Consider the following 3,289-nt stretch of genomic DNA (forward strand, 5'->3'; position numbering starts at 1 on the left):
AGTCGGCGTGGAACCGCAGGTTCTGCTCGCCGGTGAGGTAGCTGTCGAGCGTCGGGTCCTGGAACACCAGGCCGATGTTGCGCCTGACCGTGTCCCGCTGCCGTAGCACGTCGTACCCGGCCACCCTCGCGGACCCCGAGGTGGGGTTCGCGAGGGTGCACAGGATCTTGATGGTGGTTGACTTGCCCGCGCCGTTCGGGCCGAGGAAGCCAAAAGTCTCACCCGGCTGAACCTCGAAGTTGATGCCCCGGACCGCCTCAAGCTCTCCGTAGCGCTTCACCAGGTCGGTGACCCGGACGACGGGCTCGGTCACTGCCCGGCCTCGGGAGTGTCACCTGCCGGCGCGTCGTCCGCCACGGTGTCTGACGGTGCGGTGTCTGGCGACTCGGCGTCCGCCGTGGCGGGCTCGTCCTCGGCCAGGATCAGGTAGAGGGACTTGCGGGCCTGCGCGAGCACCGCCCGCGCCTGGGCGACCTGCTCGGCCGAGCCCGCCCGCCGCACCTCCATGACGGCCATCATGACCTGGCGGATCAGGTTCCTGAACTCGATGGCGTCGTCGTCCGTCATGCCGGCGGCCGCGTCCCACGAGGAGCGCAGCTCATCGGCGTGCGCCTCGACGTAGGTCCTGCCCTTGTCGGTCAGGGTGAAGACGCGGCGACGGCCCGTGCCCTGGGGGGCGATCAGGCCCTCGTCCTCAAGCTGCTGCAGTGCCGGGTACACCGACCCCGCGCTCGGCCGCCACACACCGTCGGTGCGCCCCGCGATCTCCTGGATGATCTGGTAACCGTTCCAGGTACCGCCCTCGGCCAGCAGGTCGAGGATCGCCGCCCGGACATCCCCGCGCCGGGCGCGCGGTCCGCGCCCGAAGGGGTGCCTGCCGAACATCGGTCCCATCGGACCCATGGGCCCGAACGGCCCCGGCCCCGACTCAGCCCGGGCCCAGCGGCGGCCGCCAGGACCGCCCCGGCCGCGCTCGCCGTGTTCCGGGCGCTCGCTCCATTCACCACGTTCTCCGCCGCGTCGACCCGGGCCTCGCCCGGATCGCGGCCCCCACTCGGGGCGGCCCGGCCGGGACGGCGGTCCCCAGCCTTCGTCTCGCATATCGCGCCTGTGCTCTTCATGCATGGCGCTCACCTCTTTCGATCGTTCGTTGTATCGTCTTGATGTCTCAACGATATATCGCTAACGATCGTTAACGCAAGTCTTATTCCTGCGGGGCCGGTCGTGGCATGCCGAAGCGCCCCGGAGGGACGTGCCTCCAGGGCGTTTTCCTGCTGGCTTGGCGGGTTGAGCGGGTTGAGCGGGTTTAGCGGACTGGGAGGTCGTAGACGCGGCGGACGCTGGAGCCGACGCGGGTGATGTCGGTGCCGTAGACGTTCATCGAGACCGCGATGCCTGCGCCGCCGTTGCGGACCTGGTGGATGTCGCCTGGCGGGGCGAACCCGCCGACCGTGCCGACCTGGTTCTGGTTGCGCGCGACCACCTCAAGGCGGCCGCCACGGAGGGCGAAGATCTCCTCGTATTCGGCGCCCTGCAAGACCGCGGTGACGCACCAGGTCAGGTGGTCATGGATCGGGGTCGCCTGGCCCGGCCGCAACACCATGACCACGACGGAGAACGAGCCGTCCTCCTCGGCGTGCACCAGGTGGGTCTGATAGCCCGCGGGGTCGCCGGAAAGCTGCTCGGGAGTCAGCAGGTCGGGGCCCGGCAGCCGGCGGCGCAGCGCGGCGGCGACCCGGTGAGCGGTGTCCTCCCACGAGCCGCCCGTCCATACCTCGCGCCGGATGGCAGCGGCGAGGGACGCGGGACAGGTACCTACGACTTCGGTGGCTAGCTGGGACATGACACCTCCCGGGCGGATTACTTCCCTAGTTCCACCGTAGCGGCGGCCCTCACATAGCCACTAATGCCAGCTGACGGATTACTCATAGACCCCATCGATGTGGTTGCCTCGATGCCGCTGCGCTGGGCCGCCCGGCGTTCGTCACACCTGCATCTGATGTTCACTTTGCAGCCGGGGTGACCACTATCTGGGTCGGGTGACCGGTCACAAGTGGTCACGCCGTATGCAAAGTCAGCGCAGGGGGCTGATGTGACCAAAGGGATCGGAACGCCGCTTGCCGAGGGGATTGCGCATTGGCGGTGTGGGCCACCGGTGCGGATCTATTGGCGTTGTGGGCCACACCGCCAATAGGCCGGGAGGCGCGGGGTGGTGGTTAGTCCGTCAGGGAGGTGTAGGCGACTACGCCGCGGCGGAGGGCGTCGATGGCCGCGTGGGCGGTCGCCGCCACGTCGCGGTCCCGGGGGGCCACGTCGGATTGAGGCTCGGCGGTCTCTGGGTGCCCGGTCTCCGGGGATTCGGTCTCCGGGGGTTCGGTCTTCGGGGGTTCGGTCTCCGGGCGGGTGCCGTTCGGGTGGGTCCGCGGGGGCGGGGAGTTCTGGGCCGCGGCGGCTATCTGGTCCAGGAGGTCTATGAGCTGCTTGACCGAGCGGACGAAGTCGCCGGGGGTGAGGCCGGGGACCGAGTCGAGGACGTCTTCGAGCTTGGCGCCGCGGGCCCAGCGGAACGCCGCCCACACGAAGCCCGCGTCCGGCTCGCGCAGGAACGACAGGCCGCTGCGCTTTTCCAGCTGGTCGAGGTCCGCCCAGGTACGGTTCATCGCGGACAGCACGTCGCCGACCGGGCCCTTGGGCAGCCGCGCCGGGCCTTCGTCGTTCGCCTGCCTGGACTCGTACGACAGCACGGAGACGCAGGCCGCCAGCTCGGCCGGGTTCAGGCCCTCCCAGAAGCCGCGCCGCAGGCACTCGGCCGCTAGCAGGTCGAGCTCGGAATACAGCCGCTGCAGCCGCCTGCCGTCGGCGGTGACCGAGTCGCCGTCGAGGTAGCCGAGCTCGTCCAGCACGGCGCAGACCTTGCCGAACGTGCGCGCGATCACGTGCGACCGGCCGCCGATCTGCCGCTCGACGTCGGCGGCCTCCTTCTGCAGGCGGAAGTAGCGTTCTGCGACCCGCGCGTGCTGCTCCCGGTCGGGGCAGCCGTGGCACGGGTGCCTGCGCAGCGCGCGGCGCAGCTCCCCGATGTCGCCGCGGGCCGAGTCGGAGTCGGGGTCGGCACGGGAGCCACCACGGGCTCGTTCTGGATGATCGAAAGACTTGCCAGCCAGCTTGCTGCGCATCGAGGAGACGAGGTCCCGGCGGTGCTTGGGCGAGCGCTCGCTGAACGAGTTCGGCACCCGGAGCCGCTCGACAGGCTCGGCCGGCACCGGGAAGTCGGCGGCGGACAGCTGCT

3 protein-coding genes and 1 pseudogene are annotated in these 3,289 nt (G+C 70.3%); all 4 read right to left on the reverse strand.

Annotated features, from left to right (window positions below):
• Positions 1–313, reverse strand: a 313-nt coding sequence (locus WA805_RS18340) for an ATP-binding cassette domain-containing protein (protein ID WP_425242934.1), incomplete at its 3' end; no start/stop codon positions are given.
• Positions 310–885 carry a PadR family transcriptional regulator gene (locus WA805_RS18345; protein ID WP_425242935.1) on the reverse strand — a complete coding sequence of 192 codons (576 nt, stop codon included), beginning with the start codon at positions 883–885 and terminating at the stop codon, positions 310–312. The genes WA805_RS18345 and WA805_RS18340, both read right to left, overlap by 4 nt.
• Before the next feature lie 421 nt (positions 886–1,306).
• Positions 1,307–1,843 (reverse strand): cysteine dioxygenase, encoded by a 537-nt coding sequence (locus WA805_RS18350; RefSeq protein ID WP_422280855.1) that lies wholly within the window; start codon positions 1,841–1,843, stop codon positions 1,307–1,309.
• Between the two features lie 373 nt (positions 1,844–2,216).
• A pseudogene (locus WA805_RS18355) lies at positions 2,217–3,289 on the reverse strand (hypothetical protein); the annotation flags it as partial.

It is taken from the genome of Trebonia sp. (genome assembly GCF_049794275.1).
GTDB lineage: Bacteria > Actinomycetota > Actinomycetes > Streptosporangiales > Streptosporangiaceae > Trebonia.

What these genes read in the sequence shown, in the direction of transcription:
- WA805_RS18345 (WP_425242935.1), bottom strand. Translation starts at nt 885, where the DNA reads ATGTTCGGCAGGCACCCCTTCGGGCGCGGACCGCGCGCCCGGCGCGGG.
- WA805_RS18350 (WP_422280855.1), bottom strand. Translation starts at nt 1,843, where the DNA reads ATGTCCCAGCTAGCCACCGAAGTCGTAGGTACCTGTCCCGCGTCCCTC.